The organism is Aerococcus loyolae, assembly GCF_002871915.2.
Classification (GTDB): domain Bacteria; phylum Bacillota; class Bacilli; order Lactobacillales; family Aerococcaceae; genus Aerococcus; species Aerococcus loyolae.
In genome coordinates this window covers 552,061-569,694 of record NZ_CP126958.1, presented here as the reverse complement: position 1 = coordinate 569,694, position 17,634 = coordinate 552,061, and the positions used below count along the sequence as shown (strand labels likewise).

Annotated in this window: 13 protein-coding genes; 3 read left to right on the top strand and 10 right to left on the bottom strand. The window is 42.5% G+C overall.

Annotated features, from left to right (window positions below; genetic code table 11):
• Window positions 1-12: 12 nt before the first annotated feature.
• From CJ190_RS02510 to CJ190_RS02495, 4 genes are all read right to left on the bottom strand, one after another.
• Window positions 13-1,359, bottom strand: coding sequence for a dihydrolipoyl dehydrogenase family protein (locus CJ190_RS02510; protein ID WP_064292110.1), 1,347 nt, complete (start codon window positions 1,357-1,359; stop codon window positions 13-15).
• A 276-nt stretch (window positions 1,360-1,635) separates the two neighbouring features.
• Window positions 1,636-2,856, bottom strand: coding sequence for an MFS transporter (locus CJ190_RS02505; protein WP_070598085.1), 1,221 nt, complete (start codon window positions 2,854-2,856; stop codon window positions 1,636-1,638).
• Between the two features lie 103 nt (window positions 2,857-2,959).
• The gene (gene ltrA, locus CJ190_RS02500; RefSeq protein WP_284614192.1) at window positions 2,960-4,348 is read right to left on the bottom strand and encodes a group II intron reverse transcriptase/maturase; all 1,389 of its coding nucleotides are present in this window, start codon (window positions 4,346-4,348) and stop codon (window positions 2,960-2,962) included.
• 472 nt (window positions 4,349-4,820) lie between these two features.
• Window positions 4,821-5,753, bottom strand: a complete 933-nt coding sequence (locus tag CJ190_RS02495; protein WP_064293183.1) for an NAD(P)H-dependent flavin oxidoreductase — start codon at window positions 5,751-5,753, stop codon at window positions 4,821-4,823.
• A gap of 264 nt (window positions 5,754-6,017) precedes the next feature.
• Between CJ190_RS02495 and CJ190_RS02490 the strand changes: the two genes are divergently transcribed.
• The 3 genes from CJ190_RS02490 to CJ190_RS02480 all read left to right on the top strand — a co-directional run bounded on the left by CJ190_RS02490 (window position 6,018) and on the right by CJ190_RS02480 (window position 9,324).
• Complete coding sequence (locus tag CJ190_RS02490) at window positions 6,018-6,947, top strand: LysR family transcriptional regulator (RefSeq protein WP_064293184.1); 930 nt, start codon at window positions 6,018-6,020, stop codon at window positions 6,945-6,947.
• 166 nt (window positions 6,948-7,113) lie between these two features.
• Window positions 7,114-8,325: a CaiB/BaiF CoA transferase family protein gene (locus tag CJ190_RS02485; protein ID WP_070598022.1), complete on the top strand. Its 1,212-nt coding sequence runs from the start codon at window positions 7,114-7,116 to the stop codon at window positions 8,323-8,325.
• A 33-nt stretch (window positions 8,326-8,358) separates the two neighbouring features.
• Complete coding sequence (locus CJ190_RS02480) at window positions 8,359-9,324, top strand: enoyl-CoA hydratase/isomerase family protein (protein ID WP_064293186.1); 966 nt, start codon at window positions 8,359-8,361, stop codon at window positions 9,322-9,324.
• A gap of 226 nt (window positions 9,325-9,550) precedes the next feature.
• Here the strand turns inward: CJ190_RS02480 and buk are convergent, their stop codons facing one another.
• The 6 genes from buk to CJ190_RS02450 all read right to left on the bottom strand — a co-directional run bounded on the left by buk (window position 9,551) and on the right by CJ190_RS02450 (window position 17,265).
• Entirely contained in the window at window positions 9,551-10,618 is a 1,068-nt protein-coding gene (gene buk / locus CJ190_RS02475; RefSeq protein WP_064293187.1) for a butyrate kinase, read from the bottom strand.
• 3 nt (window positions 10,619-10,621) lie between these two features.
• The gene (locus tag CJ190_RS02470; protein WP_070598023.1) at window positions 10,622-11,512 is read right to left on the bottom strand and encodes a phosphate acyltransferase; all 891 of its coding nucleotides are present in this window, start codon (window positions 11,510-11,512) and stop codon (window positions 10,622-10,624) included.
• Between the two features lie 12 nt (window positions 11,513-11,524).
• Window positions 11,525-12,868 (bottom strand): aldehyde dehydrogenase family protein, encoded by a 1,344-nt coding sequence (locus CJ190_RS02465; RefSeq protein WP_064293189.1) that lies wholly within the window; start codon window positions 12,866-12,868, stop codon window positions 11,525-11,527.
• Between the two features lie 23 nt (window positions 12,869-12,891).
• The gene (locus CJ190_RS02460; RefSeq protein WP_064293190.1) at window positions 12,892-13,638 is read right to left on the bottom strand and encodes an SDR family oxidoreductase; all 747 of its coding nucleotides are present in this window, start codon (window positions 13,636-13,638) and stop codon (window positions 12,892-12,894) included.
• Between the two features lie 229 nt (window positions 13,639-13,867).
• Window positions 13,868-14,746, bottom strand: coding sequence for a LysR family transcriptional regulator (locus CJ190_RS02455; RefSeq protein ID WP_064293191.1), 879 nt, complete (start codon window positions 14,744-14,746; stop codon window positions 13,868-13,870).
• Between the two features lie 209 nt (window positions 14,747-14,955).
• Window positions 14,956-17,265: a CAMP factor family pore-forming toxin gene (locus tag CJ190_RS02450; RefSeq protein ID WP_064293192.1), complete on the bottom strand. Its 2,310-nt coding sequence runs from the start codon at window positions 17,263-17,265 to the stop codon at window positions 14,956-14,958.
• Window positions 17,266-17,634: the final 369 nt, after the last annotated feature.

Genomic DNA, 17,634 nt, shown 5'->3' with positions numbered 1-17,634 from the left:
CTGTTTAACTCATTAATATTTTCTTACCAATGCTTTAGCGACATCTCCAATAGTTTCCGATAAGGTAGGGTGAGCAAAGACCATTTGGGCGAGTTCATCAATAGTGCCTTCACATTGGTAGACAGCTAAGAGAATATGCATGATTTCACTGGCACCATGGCCAACTACCAGACCACCTAAGATCTGCCCATATTGTCTTTCACTAATGATATTGACAAATCCTTCACTCTCCTCCAAGGCAGCCGCTGCCCCATTCATCATGAAAGGAATCTGATGACTCATCACATCATAGCCGGCCTCTTTAGCTTGATCTTCATGCAAGCCAAAGCTTTCCACATCAACGTCGACCGCCATCTTACGGGGCACGGCATTAAAGTCAAGTGGGTATTCAGCTTGACCTAAGATCGCCTTTACTGCCTTAATGCCTTCATGACTAGCAGCATGGGCAAAGGGCCAGCCACCGATCAAATCACCAACACCATAAATTCCAGGAGAACTGCTTTGATAGTTTTCATCAACTGCTAAATAAGTGCCTTTTTTATCCAATTCAAGTCCCATAGTCTTTACCATGGTCAAATCTGGACGCCGGCTAAGCATTAAGAGAAGCTGGTCAAAGCCAATCTCTTGACCATCACTCAGATGGACCTGGTCAGAACTAAGATGGTCAATGGCAACGCCTTCAATCACTTCTACAGAAAGTTTTTTGAATAGCTGTTTGACATAGTCTTGGACCTCTTTGACTTGGTTTGGAATAATGGTTGCCTTTTCCTCGATCAGACTTACCTTCACACCCAAAGCAGCCATAGCAAAGGCAAATTCCACCCCATGCTCACTGGCTCCAACAATCACTAAGTGCTCAGGTAAATCTTCCATGTGGAAAAAACTCTCATGGGTCAAATAATCTACCTCTTCAATTCCCGGAATTGTTGGTTCTAAAACCCGGCTACCGGTTGCCAATAAAATATTTTTGGCACTAAGAGTCTGATCATTGACCTTAAAGGTCTTGTCTTTAACAAAGACAGCTTCACCTTCAATAAAATCAATCCCATTGCTTTTAAAAATTTGCAAGATCCCTTGCTGGTTTTGTTGGACGACTTGATCTTTCCGCGCTTTTAGCGCTTTAAAATCAATGTCATCACTAGCTTGGGCCAATCCATATTTAGCCAATTGCTTACTTTGCAAGGCCCAACGACCATTTTGAACATAGCTTTGAATGGGGATACAACCTGAATTTAAACAGGTTCCTCCTACCGGACCTTTGTCAACGACAGCCGTTTTCAAACCTGACTTTGCTGCTTCTTCCGCAGCAATATAGCCTCCCGGGCCTGAACCAATGACTAATAAATCATAATCTGCCAAGAAAATCACTCCTTCCAACCATAAATGTAATCGCTTTCATTAATAATAACACATTCTTTTTTTATTGCCAGAAAATTCATACAACATTTTGGGTTTTATTGTAAAATTTATCCAATATATATTATTATTAGAAAAATTTCATACAGATCATTATTAGCTCTTACACCGATCACGTAAAAAGAGCTGGCTCCTCGGCCAGCTCACGTGTAAAAGTTTTAATTTCTAATAAAGTCTTGGTCTTTACTCTAGCTGTCAATAATTAGCATAACCTTTACTTTATGCCTTGATTCGGCCAGACTTCATGCGGTCAGCCAGAAAGAGACAGAGGAAGGAAACGACAGCCAAAATGATTGATAAGATAATCGCTAAGCGGTAAGAGCCGCTGAAATCATAGAGATAACCATACATAGAAACAGCCACGGCCGCTCCCGCATTGGCAATAAAGTTCACGGAAGGATAAACCCTATCAAATAACTTTAATGAGAAAATATGCTTGGTCACCAAGGCCAAGCCTACTGCTGAAATGGAATAGACAGCCCCATAAAGGAAGCTCCCCAATAATGATATTTCTGCCACTCTAAAGGTCATAATGACGATAAGGCCGAGAACCATGGTTGCTAGCATAGTATAGACAGACACCATCGCTCCCTTGGCATCGGAAATAAAACCAATAATAATTTTAAAAATAATATTCCCTAACATCCCTGCAGATACCATTAATGCTGCCATGGTTGGCAAGTAGCCGTACTCTTCACCAATAGCAGGGAAGTGTTGGGCTAAACCAGTTAAAGCCGTGATTAATAAGCTAGCTACAATCAACAAGAGAAAAGTTGGTTGGGTATAGGAGAAGACCTCTTCCCCACTATCGACTGCTGCTTCATCCGCATCAGCGTCCTCTTCCTGGTAACCATAAGGTAATTTATTTTCATCACGAGGATCAAAAGCAAAGGGATAGATAATCGCTGGCAGGGCTAAGAGAACAAATAAAAGTGCTTGAACCAGATAGGTTTGTCGCCAGCCAATACTTTGGATCAATTGGGTTAACATGGGGGCAAAAATCGCTCCAGCTACACCTGAAAAAGCAAAAACCACACTCGAAACCGTCCCATGCTTAGCCTTATACCAATTATTAATCAATAATTGTAAGGGAACAATCCCGTAAACGGCAGCAAAAACACCACGGGTAAAGGCTAGAATATAGAATTGCCACATGGCATTAGAAAAGCCCATAGCCATGGTGGACAAGGCTGTCACTAAAGTAGACACAATCAAGACTTTCTTAAAGGAAAAGCGCTTCAAAACTCCAGGCACTGCAAAGGCTGCAAAGGCTGTTCCAAAACTAATCAGGGTGGCGTGAATAGCAAAGGTTCCCGTCATGACATTTAAATCTTTGGAAACCGGTCCTAAAAAGACACCCACCGAATTGATATTTAAGCCAACCGATCCAGCAACTGTAAAGGCCATAATAATTGTTAAAATAAGATATTTACCTTTCATACCATCTCCTCTTTCTATCATTAAATAATCGAGTAGGACTCTGTCCGTTAATCGGACAGAGGACCTCTCACACCACCGTACGTACGGTTCCGTATACGGCGGTTCAATATCTTAAATAGGCAGACTCCGCTAGGAGGGTTAATGATTTTAATCCCCACTGGCGGAGTCTTTTTGTTGTCAGAGCGTTGTGCACCTCCGGTGTTTTAGATAGACGCCAATATTTCTTACGTGAGAAGGCAATACGTTTCGCACTATTACTATCTAATCCTAACCGCATGAGGCGTACAATCTTCGTTTGACAGCTTTTCCATCGCTTCAAAATGAGTTGCCTTAGGCGATGGTTTAACCATTGTTCTATTTCTTCAATATAAGTTTTAATATAACCTATTCCAAAATAGTTGATCCAACCTTGTGTCACTTGGTTGATTTCTTTTACAATGGTTTTAAAGGTGCCTGGTCGCTTTCGACTTGTCAGACGTTTTAACTTTGCTCTGAATTTCTTCTTTGCTTCATACGTCGGACGAAAACGACAACCCTTTCGGGTAGGCATGATAAGGCAACCCAAGAATTTTAAACGGGTTGGCGAACCCACTTGACTCTTCTCATGGTTAACTGTTAATCGAAGATCTTTCTCGATGTAAGTAGTAATACTCTTTAATACCCGTTCGCCTGCACGTTTTGATTTAACGAAAATCGCAAAATCATCTGCATAGCGCACAAAACGATGCCCACGACGTTCTAATTCTCTATCCAGTTCATTCAAATAAACATTACATAGAAGCGGTGAGATGACACCCCCTTGGGGGGTGCCCGTATGACTATCAATGAATTGACCAGACATATCAATAACACCTGCACTCATAAAACGTCTGAGAATACGTGATATTGCCGGATCTTTAACCATTCCTTCTAAGTAGTTAATCATCTTATCTTGATTAAAATTATCAAAACAGTTCTTGAGATCACAATCAACGACAATTTTATAGCCGGCTTCGTAATATTCGACACACTGTTTCAGTGCACTATGTGCACTCTTACCTTTACGAAAGCCATGGCTATTTGATGATAGTTGAGGATCAATGATTGGTTCAATAATTTGTCGAATGGCTTGTTGAACAATCCGATCCCTGACAACAGGAATGCCTAATTGACGAACTCCCCCATTGGCTTTGGGAATTTCTACCCGTTTCACCGGTTGAGGTTTATATGTCGCGTTTATTAGTTTCTGTTGTAAGGGTTTGAGGTACTTCCTTACTTCGGCTTCCGCAGATTTCGCGGAAACCCCATCAATACCAGCTGCTCCTTTGTTCTTTCGAACCGCTTGAGCCGCTCGCATGAGGTTTTCTTCTCTGACGACGAGACTCATTAGAGACCCATCATGTCTTTTCATATATTCAATAGCTGAATTACTAAGCGCACCTACATACTTTTCAGATTCCACCTTATGCCTTTGTAGGCTGCGTTGCTTTCGCAACTTTTCTGCTTTTCCCATAATTGAGCTACCTCCCATCTAATCAAACATTGAAATTGTTCAGTCCTTCGTTTCCTTAGGAAACTACTATGACTTCGGCTGACTTCTCACAGTAAACCTTTTTCGACCGGCTTCTTATAAGGGGACTCCTGCGCCGTCTGTGAGATCTCCCTGGGTAAGAACGACAACTTTCTACTCATGTCACTGCTTCATCTACTGTCTCAGATTCGTGCAGTATTGGACTTCACTTTGTTTGGCAAGCTCATCCATCTTTTGACAGCCTTTCTTTATGAAGTTTCTGTACGTCAGTGCAAGTATTTGCCTCCGACTTCCTTCAGATTCCACCTCACGGTGGACACCCTTGTCTTTAGCTAACAGTTCCTACTGCAAAGGTCTGTAGTGGACTTTCACCACCTAGTTGTCGCCCATGCCAGGCGCACGAAAGAAAAGCTGGAGCAATTCGATACTCCAGCTTTAATCACTTCATAAGCTATTAAAGAATGCTTAGTGATGAAATTACTTGGTCAGCTTCTTCAACCATGCTGTCAAGAATTTCTTTTACTGGGCGAACTTCTTCAACGACACCAGCAATCTGTCCAATGGTTACCGTACCATTTTCGGTGTCCCCTTTGGCCCCTTTCACTAAAAGCTCTAAGCTGACTGGTTCAAAGTCTTCGCGCCCGCCACCATTATCAATAATTTCTTGTAAGTGGTCAGAGCCTTTGGTTTGTAGTAAACGAATTGGAGACCCAATTTCACGAGCCATTTCAAAGGTGGAATTTTCTTTGGCAGACACAGTAGCTTCCTTATAGCTGTCAGCAATCGGAGCTTCTTCACTAGCTACTAGAACCGTACCTAATTGCGCTCCAGAGGCCCCTAAGGCAAAGGCAGCCGCTAAGCCGTGACCATCAGCCACACCACCAGCAGTCACCACAGGGATCTTAACTGCTTTAGAGACAGCGCGGGTTAAAGTCATGGTTGCCACTGTCCCGATATGTCCACCGGCTTCGTTTCCTTCACAGACCACGGCATCGACACCAGCTGCTTCCATTTTAGCCGCTTGTCTGGCTGTCGCCACTACTGGAATTACCTTACAGCCTGCTTGGTGTAAGGGTTCAATCACTGGCTTAGGATTTCCTGCACCCGTTGTTACTACCGGAACTTTTTCTTCGGCAATAACTTCGATCATATCAGCAATATTTGGTGACATTAACATCAAGTTAACCCCGAATGGTTTATCAGTCAGTTCCCGAGTTTTTCGAATTTCTTCATGGAGGGTTTCTTTATCCATACCCGCTGAAGCAATAATCCCTAAACCACCTGCTTCTGAAACAGCGGCTACCAATTGGTGATAAGCCACGCCCCCCATAGCACCTTGGAGGATAGGATATTTGGTTCCGATAACTTCTAATAATGGATTTGACATAGTAAAGATCTCCTTTGCATAATAATTTTTTGTTAAAATGAAAGCAATAACAAGTCTTAACAGAATTCTAACCATATGGGCAATGGTCTATAATAGAAAAGTTAGCGGCAGCTTGTCTTATTGGGCTTTTTTCGTAAAATATAAGAAAGCGCTTTAACTTTTGCTACACCTTCATCCTACTGTATTGCTCACTTTTTCACCAGTCGATAAAATGCAAAACAGTCTTGCAAAAAATACAAAGCCAATCCAAAGGAGTATAGAATCATGAAAATGTCATCCATCAACCTTCAGCACCTCTACTATTTTATCGTTGCTGCTAGACATCAAAATTATAGTTTAGCCGCCGAAAAACTCTTTATCACCACCTCGACACTCAGTCGAGCTATCCAAGGTCTAGAAGAAACGACCGGTGTCCCTTTATTTATTAACAATAAAGGCCGGGTCCGTTTAACTGACTACGGGACGGTTTTTTATCGCTACGCCTACCAAAGCATTCGTACCATTGAAGAAGGAATTTTCGATCTCCAATCCATGGCCGATATTCGCCACGACACCATCCATATTTCTTGTGACAGTCTCTTTTCCATTGCTAATAACATGATTCCTTCCCTATTAGCCTACTGCCAAAAGGCGGATAGCAATCTCAAGATTAACTTTGAACAACTCCCTACTAGTCAAATGATCAAAGACCTACTCGATGAAAAATTAGATGTTGTTTTTGCTAGTGACTTTGGTTTTGACAACTACAACACGCAAATTGAGACGGAACTTCTCTTTGAAGAACGGCTAGCCTTAGCTGTACCGGATGCTCATCCCTTAGCTAAGAAGGACCAAGTCACCCTACAAGAAACGGTCGACCTCACCTTTATTCGTACCAGTGATAACGAAAATTTCAAAAAATTAATCACAAACTTACAATTAGCTTCAATTTCTAAGAAGACCTATCCCATCCATACCATCCACCGAGTGGTCGATGACAATACACTAATGGCTATGGTGAGAAATAATATTGGAGTTGCCCTGGTCTCAGAAAACACCATTGCTGGGACAGTCGGTGTTAAAATTCTCCCCATTGTCGACTTACCTATTAAACGGCCTATCTATATGATAAAAAAGAAAGAAAACCTCCCTTCCTATAGTGTGGACGTCTTCACCCAATATGTGCGTCAATTTATCGCTGAGGAATATAAATAATTTAGTCTTTTACTGCTTCAATAGGCCTCTTGCATTGCCTGCAAGGGGTCTTTGTATTTTTTGAAATACAATTTCGTGATTTTCTTCACTATAATAGAAATTGAAAGCAAAACAAGTCTTTTCACTTCCACTAATGGGCAAAACGGAAGAGAAAGGATACTGTCTAATGAACATTCAATTACTTGATGGCGTAAAAGTTATTGATTTTTCTACCATGGTAGCCGCTCCTACCACAGCTCGAGTAATGGCTGACTGGGGAGCAGATGTTCTCAAGGTGGAAGCCCCCTCTGGAGACCAATTAAGAGGGACCGGTGCCACCATGAACGTTACCGCTACTGAGGATGAAAACCCCATTTTTGAAACCGATAACCTCAATAAAAAAGGGATTACCCTTAACCTAAAAAGCGAAGAAGGTTATCAAATTATGATGCAATTACTTGAAGAAGCCGATGTTTTTATTTCTAATATTCGCATTCATTCCTTAGAAAAATTAGGCTTAGGCTATGAAACCCTGAAGGCCAAATTCCCTCATTTAATTTGGGGCCATTTTTCAGGTTACGGCACCAAGGGCGAAGAAGCTCACCGTCCAGGTTATGATGTCGTCGGTTACTGGGCCCGCGGTGGCTTTATGGCTAGTTTAGCCCCAGTGAACCATCCCCCAATTTCTGCTCCTTCAGGGGTGGGTGATAGTGTGGCTGGTCTTTCCCTCTTAAGTGGGATATTAGCCGCTTTACTCAAGCAAAGAGAAACCGGTCAAGGTGAAGAAGTCCGTGTATCACTTTTAGGTTCTGCCATTTTCTGTAATAAGATGATGATCGTTTCTTCCCAATACGAAGACCATTACCCTAAAGACCGTATGCATCCCAATAACCCCTTCCTACAATCCTATCAAACCAAGGACGGCGAATGGATCGTGCTCTGTCTAGTGCGTTATGAAAGTGAATTCCCTCGCTTCATGAAGATTATCGGTCTAGAGGAATATATTGATGATGAAAGCGTCAATACCTTGGATGCCTTCCAAAAGAATCCAAAGCAATCAGAATTTGTCAAACAAGTTGAAGCAGCCATTGGCAATATGGAAAGCCAAGACTTAATTGATAAAATGCTGGCTGAAGACTTTACCTTTGAACGGGCGCAAACCTTTGATGAAATTCCAAATGATAAACAAGCCTGGGCCAATAACTACCTGGAAAATATGGAATTTGGTAAGGAGGGCAAACGTGTGGCCATGCCTGCTTCGCCAGTCCAATTCTCAGATGATAAAAAAATTCCATTTAACCATGCGCCCCGCTTAGGAGAACACAATCAGGAAATTCTAGCCGGCCTGGGTTACAGTGAAGAAGACATCCAGTCGCTAAAAGAAAAAGGCGTTATTTAGTTCAAAGCATATAAAATAGAAAGGGTAATGATTATGTCTGACTATGTAGTAACTTCAATTAAAGATGGTATTATGACAATTTTGGTCAATCGTCCCGAAGTCCTCAATGCGATTGATACCCAAGTGGTGAAGATGATCGGGGACGCCATCACAAGTGGTGAAGAAAATGATGAAGTAGAAGGCATGCTCCTAAGAGGTGCCGGTGATAAGGCCTTTATCGCTGGAGGAGACATCGCTTGGTTCTTAGACAATATTCGTGCGAAAAACTGGTCCGCCTTTGAAGAAAATATGAAAGGCCACAAAGTAATCCGTGGCAAAATGGAACAATGTAAGAAACCATTAATCGCAGTAGTTGACGGCTGGGCCCTGGGCGGCGGTTGTGAACTGGCCTTAGCTAGTCGGGCCATGATTGTCACTGACAAAGCTAAATTTGGCCTTCCTGAAGCTACTTTAGGAATTATCCCAGGCTACGGTGGCATGCTGCGCTTAAACCACCAATTAGGTAAGGAAATGGCTAAATTCTTCGCTATGACTGGGACCATCTTCGGACCTGATGACACCGAAAAATTAGGTTTATCTCATGCCCGAGCTAATACAGAAGAAGAAATTAATGCGGCAGCTAAAGAATTAATTAATAATATGCCTGACAAATACCGGGAACGTGAAATTCCTGAAGACTATCATGACCAATTAGTGGCCTTCAGTGATGAAAACATTATGAAGACCATTTACGGGGAACCAGTAGAAGGTATCGATAACTCTAAGTTCGTTGAAAAGATCCACGAACGCTCGCCTTCATCCATTTTCACTGCCAACCGGGTTGTCGATGAACAAAGCGGTAAAAGCATTGATGAAGGGATTCAAATTGAAATTGATGCCATCTTGAAACTCTTCCAATCCGAACAAGCTGAATATGGTATAGCAGCCTTCGTTAATAAAGAAAAAACCGACTACTATAACGATTATTGGAAGGAAATCCTTGAAAAAGGACGCCAATAAAAAGATTAGTATATAAACTAGCCTTCATAAAATAGATATACCTAGTTAAAAAGCTTTCTACCACAGGGTAGAGAGCTTTTTCTTTGCCTACTTTTAAGTTCTACATCTTTAGTAAGGAAGGCAGGTGAGCTTAGAAACGGTATAATCCCTCTATGCATTCTTAGCCTCACTAAGCAATAAAATAAGGCCGGGGTTTCTTCCCCCAGCCTAGCGAGTAGATATAAAACTAATTAAGAGTAAACTCTTGCAAGTCTTCTTGCCCCAAGAGTACCCGTTCTGCCCCTTGTGATAGGGCTAACATCTCATGTTCTCCCGCTTCAACAATGACCGGCGCGATAAAGGCTACCCGGTCGCTAATAGCCTGGGTAATCTTTTGAGAATGAGCGACTCCACCAGTAAGAATGATCCGATCGACCTCGCCCTTGAGTACTGTGGCTAGCGAGCCAATGGCTTTAGCAATTTGATAGACAAAGGCATCAATGACCAGCTGATAATGATCATTCCCCTTATCAGCTTCGGCTTGCACTTGACGCATATCAGTCAAGCCTGTGTAAGATTTAATACCGCCCTCTTGCTTGTTCAATCGAACCATTTCTTCATAGGAATAGCCCTCAATCACCTTAAACAGGGCTAATAAAGGGAGTTCACCGGTGCGATCCATCCCCATGGGCCCCTCATCATCAGAAATATTATCAACCATCCTGCCCTTCAAGTGAGCGCTGGTTGAAATACCACCACCCATATGGCAAACAATCAAATTGCTTGCTTGGTAGCTAGTCCCCAGGTCTTGACAGACCTTCATGGCCACAGCTCGGGTATTGAGGGCATGGCTGCCACTCACCCGGTCTGCCCCCTTTAAACCCGACAGTCGAGCAACTGGGGTAAACTGGTCAACCGCTACTGAATCATAAATCATAATGGGTAAGTTCGTCTGATCATACTCTATCTTTAATTCATAGGCGATAATAGCCGCCAGACTGGAAGCATGTGGATTTCTGGTCTTATGAGTGAGATAGTCAACCATCTGTTCATTGATCCGATAAGCCCCCGCATTAACAGCAGGCAAAGTCCCTCCCCGGGCTGAAATGGCATCAAGATCATCCAAGGTCAAATCCTGTTTTTCTATAAACTTGACCACACATCGTTTCCGTAAGTCCTTTTGTTTAATGACAGACCCTAAATGGGCTAAATCCTTGGGACTATGCTGGTAATTTTCTACGGCTTGGATCTTACCATCACTATAGAGTGACACTTTAGTCGAAGTAGATCCTGGATTAATGGCTAAAATTTTCATAGGCTACCTCCAGGAAAAAAGTGCTAACAGTAAGGCGAAAACTTTTTCATCACTGCTTGACCCCCGGGAATTCATCACAATAGGAACCTGGGCCCCTTTAACAATGGTGGCTAAACGTCCCTTACCCAGTATGGTCAAGGCCTTGCTTAAAATATTTCCCGTGGTCATATCAGGAGAGACTAAAATATCTGCCTGTCCCGCCACCTCTGAGTGATACTCCTTAAGCTGGCTAGCCGCTTGACTGAGGGCCAGGTCTAAGGAGATCGGGCCGGCAATACTGCCTTTAAAATCAGGATCCTGACTAAAGTCCTTCATTAAGTCATATGCATCCTTAGACGATTGAATCTTATCATTGACTTCCTCAGTAGCTCCCAATACAGCAATTTTAGGGGCTTGTATGCCAATATCATTCATGACTTCAACAGCATGTCGAATGATTATCTTTTTCTGCTCAAAATTGGGATTTAAATTCATTCCCCCATCAGTATTTACCAACAACTTAGGATATTGGGGGATATCCAGTAAGGTTACTGTTGAAAGTAAGTCGCTACAAACAATGCCACTTTCCTTATTGACGATAGGACGGAGAAAATGACTTGAAGGGAGTTTGCCCTTACAGAGCAGCTGGATTTCTCCTTGGTGGACCTTTTCCACGGCTAACTTAGCGGCAGAAAGATCATCTTTGGCATCAAGCACTTGATAATGACTCAGCGGGTAATCCTTAACTAAGGACTCAATCTTAGCCTTATCCCCTAGAAAAACGGGTTCAATATAATCTTTTATCCGGGGGTCACTGGCGGTTTCAATACTGGAATGGTCCAGGGCATTGACAAAGCCCACTTTGACTTTGCCTTGGGGTTGAAAGATAGTTAAAAGTTCTTCAAATGATTTCATGGCAGAGCTCCTTTACCAGCCATGGTCAATTTCTCCCAGATCAATTGGGTCAGAAATACGGGAAACATTGAGCAGGTGACGGTAGGTCAAGTTTTCTGAAATAACGTTATTCCCCCAGGTTCCACAACCTAAAGACACGGAAGTATTCAAACCGTTAGTGGCACCACCCATGGCATTTACAACTTGGTTAACCATTAAGCGTGAAATCGGTAAATGGAGGCCAACATATTCTTCCCGTTGGCGGCTATTGGTAAAGACGACAGAAGAATGCCCTGCCCCTCCCTGGATGACCAGGTTTCTCTTGGCTAAGTCAACGGCTGCTTCGAAGTCATCATAGGCAGCCATAGTCATTAAAGGAAATAATTTTTCTTTGGTGAGAGGTTCCTCTTGGTCGTTTTTGCTGATTTTAGCCACAACAATCTCAGCCTCTTCTGGAATAGCTACTCCTGCTACCTGGCCAATAAAGTGAGGACTCTTACCAATCAGATCAGCTTTAAATTTCCCTGATTCATCAATTAAATTCTCCCTGAGCTGGTCAACCGTTGCTGAATCGGTGATCACGTAGGCCTGATATTTTTCCAAGGCTTGAACTAAGTCGGCTTCTTTATGTCTAGGATAGAATAAAATCTGCTGGCTAGTACATGGGAGCCCATTATCAAAAGCCCGAGCTGCCACGCTTAGTTCGGCGGCTTTATCAACATCAAAGTCGTCATCCAAAATCCCCTGGGAGTTTCCTGCACCAACTCCATAAGCTGGTGTCCCGCTAGAATAGGCGGCATGGACCAATCCTGGTCCCCCGGTGGCTACAATCAAATCAGTATTGGCCATTAAGTCCTGGGTGGCCTCATTGGATGGTGATTCGTAGTAAACCAATAGGTCCTTAGGCGCCCCTACTTCTTCTAAAGCATCCCGCATCACTTCAATGGTCTTAGCGGTACTTTTAATAGCACTTGGATGGGGTGAGAAAACCAGAGCATTCCGGCCTTTGAGTGCCATCATCCCATTGCCTAAAGGGGTAATCGTCGGTTGGGTAACTGGTGTAACCGAACCGATCACCCCAGCCGGATGGGCAAGCTCAGTGATGCCTGTTTCTTTGTCATAATGAATTACTCCGACTGACTTTTCATCCTTGATATCTTCCCAGACATTTTTAGCAATATTCTGCACCTTTTCAGTACCAGAATCTAATCTTCCCATACCAGTTTCCTCAATGGCAAAGGCTGCTAACTCTCCGGCTTTTTGGTAAACTCGTTTGGCTACATTTTCTACCATAGCATCCACTTCGGCTTGACTATAGTCCTGGATAGCTTCCATGGCTTTTCTAGCGCGTTCAATTAAGTCCTTAACTTCTGACATCGTTCTTCCTCCTTATAAATTCTCTAGATAACTTGCTTGGTTGGAAATATAGTGATCTCACTGACATTAGCATCGGCTGGTGCTCCAATGGCAAAAGCAATGGCTTGAGCAACTCGGTCGGCTGGAATAGCCACTTCTTCATAGACCTTCTCTAAGCCGGCCTTAATGGCTGCATCCGTAGTATGGGCAGTGAGGTTAGTGTCAATATCCCCGGGATAAAGGGTAGTTGTCCTGATATTAGTCCCTTCGTCAGCTGATTCACGACGGATCACTTCCATAAAGACTCTCACACCCCATTTACTTGCACAATAAGCCCCCGTATCAATAAAAGGATGGAGACCGGCAATGGAGGAAACCGTAAGAAGATGTCCCGCCTTTTGCTCTTTAAAGACAGGCATGGCTGCAGCGATCCCATACATAACTCCCTTTAAATTAATATCGATCTGCCGATCCCATTCATCGACCTTAATATCTGATAGACGCGACAGTTGCATAATTCCGGCACAAAGGAAACTAGCATCTAAACGGCCATATTTTTCAATACTGAAATCAACTAATTTTTGATTAGCTTCATAGGAAGTTACATCGATTTGAAAATATTGACTATCTCCCCCTTTGGCATTAATAGCTTGAGAGACTTCCTGAGCGCGGTTGTCATCTAAATCTGCCACAATAACCTTTGCTCCTTTTTCTGCCAGCAAATAGGCAGTGGCTTGCCCAATTCCGCTAGCCGCACCCGTAACAATAACTACCTTGCCTTGAATATCCATAGTATTCTCCTATCTTATATTGTTAGCGCTTTCATTTCCTTAGCTAAAGGACTCGTCATAAAGATATCTTTACTGCAGTTTACCAAGAAAGATCGATAAATAATAATACCTATTTTGCATTTATCGATAACTTTAATTTATATAAAGAGGAGATTAATTTAAATCAGTAAAAAATCCCCCAAGTCTATAAGTATGACTTGGAGGACATATTCGAGTGCTCTATATTCTATTAGGCAAAGTCACGAAGGTAGTCTTTAGAAAAATCGAAAAAGGCTTTAGCCGCTTGGGAGAAATAATGGTCTTTCTTATAGACCAGACTGATCGTCCGCTGGATGGAATAATCGGCGATCCTTAGAGGGATAATCTTTTCTTGACTAGATAAGAGGGAAATTTTTGGGGTAAAGGAAATTCCATAACCAGCTTCAACTAATTTATGGATAGCGGCAGCATCCTCTAACTCGATCTGATAATCAGGCGTAAAGCCGGCCTGTTGACAGAAGCCATCCGTTAACTCCCGAAAACTATAGCCCTGGCTAGAACCGACAAACTTTTCCCCCTTTAAATCACTTAAGGCAACCTGCTTAGCCTGGGCCAAGGGGTGTTGACGGCTCACTGTGACAAAGATTTCTTCACTAATTATCGGCAGAGTCTCGACTTGGTCATGGTTAATCTCATGGGTAGCTATCCAAAAGTCCAGTTGATCTCTTAATAATTTCTCTAGCATCAAGCCACTTGCTGCTTCATACTGTTTGATCCGAACATGTGGATAATCCCGGAGAAAGTTACTCAATAAGTTAGGGAAGACATGAGGAAGGGTCACGCCAATGGTAATTTCACCATTTTCTAAACCGGAAATCTCCCTAACCACCCGCTTGCCTTCACTTAAGGCACTAAAAGAATAGTCCAAGTAAGTTAAAAAAGTCTCCCCATAGTGATTTAAATGAATACTACGGCCTTGACGAACAAATAAATCGACCCCTAAGTCTTCTTCTAACTGCTTAATGGCACGGCTAATAGCTGGTTGGGACACCTTTAATTCTTCCGCAGCGCTGGTCATATTACCTATCTCAGCCACCGCTTTAAAATATTTCAAAGCATAGTAGTTCATTTTTCCACCTCTTCATTGATTGTCCTTATTATTTCAATTCCGCATCCAATTTTCAAGGGCTAGTCAGCAAGCTTTCTTGATTAAACTATCCGTACAAAAAAATGCCATACCATTTTGCGGTATGACATTGTTAATTAAAATTCACAACAATACAATTAAGCCTAAAAGCAAATCGCTTGGCACAAAATCCCTCACCATAAGCTTAGAAACTAAACCAATTCAGCTCGGGCTGCAGCGAGGGCTTGACGTAGAGTGTTAGCCGCTTCATCAACTTCTGCATTGCTTGCTTTCAAGTTGAGGCGGGTTCCTACAGCCTTGGTGATCACTTGATTTAAATGATTGTAGGCATCGAAAGAAACCTTGCCCAGCAATTCGCTATCGCGGATGCTTCGAACTTCACCGATCAGGTCACGAAGTTCAAGTTTTCTTTCTTTAGAAGCACGGGCATTCAAGATTGCTTGTGCAGTTTCACGAGCTTCACCTAATTGAGCCTTAATTTCTTCCATTGCGGCTTTTACATCGACTGTTTTAGCGTGAAGGTCTAATTGTAGGCCAACAGCCTTAGTTAATGTGGCATTGAGTGCCGTGTAAACTTCAGTTGGCACATTACCTAAGATTGACCCATCACGTTCAAAGCGGGTGTTCCAAATAAGGTCTTTCAATTCACGTTTGAGGGCATTTGGAGCGATTTGTTGGTCAGCTGGAATGCTTTCTAAGTAAGCAAGAGCATCCCCGTAAGCTGCCTCGAGTTCAGCAACCGCATCGTCAATTTGGTAAACGCGAGTTTCTGAGTATAATTGAACGCCAACCGCACGGGTAATGGCCTTGTTTAGCTTGTGGTAAACGTCAAAAGGAACTTTAGAAAGAATGTATTCATCGCGTTTGAAACGGGTGTCCCAGATAGCCTTGTCCAATTTTTCCTTAATATAAGTTGTGGCAATGTCTTTAGGAGTGATATTCCGGTAAGCATTACCGAAGACTTCTAAGGCTTCTAATTCATTCAACCGTTTAGTCAAACGTTCTGCCGTTGAGAAAGGATCGACAACAGACATAAAGGCGTGGGTAATTTCTAGACCAGCTTTAGAGTGAACAATTTGTGGTTTCATCCGCCATTCACTGGTTGCTGTTTTAATTAATTCGGCACCCTTGCGTAAGACTTGAGCACGTAAACGGAGGGTATTTGGGTTGTAGAAGCTGCCTGGGTGGTAGCTAACAACCATACCATCTGCAACGCTACGTCCGATATCCATAGCCATTTGCCCTAATTTGTCTAAAACATAGTTCACAGGTGTCCCATTGAAGGTCACTTCAGAAGGAATTAATTCAGCAATGGCACCGACGACTTCTGTTGAGAGATAGACATCTTGACGAACCGCTTCGGCTTTAAGTTCGGCGATACGTTGGATTAATTCACCAATCTTAGTGAAGTTTAAGTTAACGGGGAGAATCGAATCCATGATCGCTCCGATACCAGCAGCAGGCCGTTCCCCTTTTTGTAAGTTTTCTAATAGGCTAAGGACGCTATCCGTTGTTCCTGTTACTTTAGCCACTAATTTTTCAAAGTCTTCAAAGCTAACAGCAGGTTTGTCTTCACCAGCTGCATAGAAGGAGAAGCCAGATGCCCGGCTAACACTTGGTTGGCCTTCAACGATGTGGTGAGTTTCGCTTTCATCTGGTCCTAATTCGCCGTAACGGATCACAAATTTAGACAGTTCGACTAATAATTCATGGTTTAATTCGTTATCAACAAGAACTTCCCCTAAGGTCTTTAAAACCTCTTCGCTAGTCGCACGGTCCTCGTCTTGAACCGATACTGCAATAGCAACCGAGAGAACTTTATTGAAGCCTGCGGGATTTTCCTTAGCAAAGTTTTCTAAAGCAGCAAAGTCAATCGCTTCTTCTTCACTAGCACGGCCTTTTTCTTGATTGACTTGTTTATAATCATCGTCAACTTTTTCGACCTTTACTGCTTGCTTGTCTTTTCCAGTAGCCTCTCCATCGACTGCTTCGGTTTCTTCTTTTTCATCTTTTTCTGCTTTCTCAGATGTTTTATCAAGATCTTTTTCGCTATCTTCTACTGGAGAAGTCTCTTCCTTATTAGTATTAGTTGACCTTTCTGGACTAAGCTCTTTTGGCTCACTAACTTCTTCATGCTGACCAAGTTCTTCACTTTCCACAGGAGAAGCTTCTTGTTGGTATTCTTGAGGAGCTTCAGCTGCTTTTTCAGCAAGTTCTTCCTCAAGATCTTTAATCTCTGCTTCTGGCAGAGCCGTTTCAGTTTCTGCTTCACTCTCAATGGTTTGCGATTCTTCTAATACAGCATCATGGTCTTGGCCTTGCTGATCAGGGATAACTAATGACTGTTCAGCTGCTTGATTGCTTTCAACTTGATCAATTTCAGCTGCCAGTACAGCTTCTTGAGAAGCAAAAAGCATAGTCATCCCAAAAGCTAAAGAAAGTGCGCCTTTGCTAACTTTGCGACTTAATAAAATGTGTAATTGAGTGGTCGATTGACTCATCTTCATTCCTCCTGTATTCACATGAAAACCAGTGATAACATCAGCAACATCTTAAGCGCTTACAAAGATGGCAAAAAGAAACAATTTATTGTTCCGTTTCACATTCCTACTTTAAAACTTTGACCCTAATTTGTCACCCTTATCAAGGAAATTAATTAAAAGAAGTTTAAAAAAGACTGTTAAATCAAGGATGAATTTTTCAACAAAAAACAAAATAGTATTTTATGGTGAACTGATAGAGGACTGTCCTTTAATTGAACAAAAGATTGCTTCATGGTGCTCCCTTGTCATCGTAGACATTAACCGAAGTGGTGTCCCCCTGCTACCTGGCACACGACAAAAAAGAACTGGGAAGCTTATCCCAGTTCT

Coding starts and splice junctions, on each gene's coding strand:
- CJ190_RS02450 (WP_064293192.1), bottom strand. CDS start 17,265: ATGAGTCAATCGACCACTCAATTACACATTTTATTAAGTCGCAAAGTT.
- CJ190_RS02455 (WP_064293191.1), bottom strand. CDS start 14,746: ATGAACTACTATGCTTTGAAATATTTTAAAGCGGTGGCTGAGATAGGT.
- CJ190_RS02505 (WP_070598085.1), bottom strand. CDS start 2,856: ATGAAAGGTAAATATCTTATTTTAACAATTATTATGGCCTTTACAGTT.
- CJ190_RS02480 (WP_064293186.1), top strand. CDS start 8,359: ATGTCTGACTATGTAGTAACTTCAATTAAAGATGGTATTATGACAATT.
- CJ190_RS02460 (WP_064293190.1), bottom strand. CDS start 13,638: ATGGATATTCAAGGCAAGGTAGTTATTGTTACGGGTGCGGCTAGCGGA.
- CJ190_RS02490 (WP_064293184.1), top strand. CDS start 6,018: ATGAAAATGTCATCCATCAACCTTCAGCACCTCTACTATTTTATCGTT.
- CJ190_RS02470 (WP_070598023.1), bottom strand. CDS start 11,512: ATGAAATCATTTGAAGAACTTTTAACTATCTTTCAACCCCAAGGCAAA.
- buk (WP_064293187.1), bottom strand. CDS start 10,618: ATGAAAATTTTAGCCATTAATCCAGGATCTACTTCGACTAAAGTGTCA.
- ltrA (WP_284614192.1), bottom strand. CDS start 4,348: ATGGGAAAAGCAGAAAAGTTGCGAAAGCAACGCAGCCTACAAAGGCAT.
- CJ190_RS02465 (WP_064293189.1), bottom strand. CDS start 12,868: ATGTCAGAAGTTAAGGACTTAATTGAACGCGCTAGAAAAGCCATGGAA.
- CJ190_RS02495 (WP_064293183.1), bottom strand. CDS start 5,753: ATGTCAAATCCATTATTAGAAGTTATCGGAACCAAATATCCTATCCTC.
- CJ190_RS02485 (WP_070598022.1), top strand. CDS start 7,114: ATGAACATTCAATTACTTGATGGCGTAAAAGTTATTGATTTTTCTACC.